Here is an 843-nt window from a genome sequence, read left to right as displayed (position 1 = left end):
GGCTCGGGTGGCGGTTCCGGCGGCGGCTCGGGTGGCGGTTCCGGCGGCGGCTCGGGTGGTGGCTCCGGCGGCGGCTCGGGTGGTGGCTCCGGCGGCGGCTCGGGTGGTGGTTGATTGCGCGCCACTCACCTTATACAGGTGTCACAGGGACCCGGCCTCGGCCGGGTCCTCGCCGTCAGGGCGCTGTCTTCAAGGTATCATGCCTCCTGATCTGCCAGCCCCAGCGCCCAGAGAATAAAGGCGTCCTGGCGGGCACCATCGTGCCACGCCTTGAAGCGCCCGGAGGCCCCACCGTGGCCGGCGGCCATATCGGAACGCAGCAGCACCGGCCCCCGAGCGCTGCCCAGCTCGGTGAGTCGGGCATAGAGCTTGGCCGGCTCCCAGTAGGGGACCCGGGTGTCGTGCCAGCTGCCCTGCAGGAACAGTGCGGGGTAGGGGGCCGCGGCGAGGTTGTCCAGTGGTGAATAGTCGGCGATGCGCCGGCGGGCAGCGACGTCCGCCGGGTTGCCCCACTCGGTATATTCGGCGGTGGTCAGTGGCAGGTCGGGGTTCTCCATGGTGCGCAGCACGTCCACGAAGGGGACGTCGAGCACTGCCGCACAGAATGCCTGCGGCGCCAGGTTGAGGCTGGCGCCCACCAGCAGGCCGCCGGCGCTGGCTCCATAGGCGGCGATACGCTCGCCGTCGCTGATGCCATGCTCCACCAGGGCGTCACGTGCCGCCAGAAAATCGTGGAAGCTGTTGGCCTTGTGTGCCAGCTTGCCGGCCAGGTACCAGGGTTCGCCGCGGTCACCGCCGCCCCGGACATGGGCCACGGCGAAGGCCACGCCGCGGGAGAGCAGC

General features: G+C 70.9%; 1 protein-coding gene. It reads right to left on the bottom strand.

The window, feature by feature from the left end; translation table 11 throughout:
- Positions 1 to 197: 197 nt before the first annotated feature.
- Positions 198 to 843 (bottom strand): prolyl oligopeptidase family serine peptidase (locus tag IOC61_RS08880; protein ID WP_195688477.1); only part of this gene is annotated, 646 nt, incomplete at its 5' end.

Source organism: Halomonas sp. KAO (genome assembly GCF_015595025.1).
Classification (GTDB): Bacteria; Pseudomonadota; Gammaproteobacteria; order Pseudomonadales; family Halomonadaceae; genus Halomonas.
The sequence above is the reverse complement of the archived record's forward strand: the minus strand, read 5'-3'. Positions and strand labels throughout refer to the sequence as shown.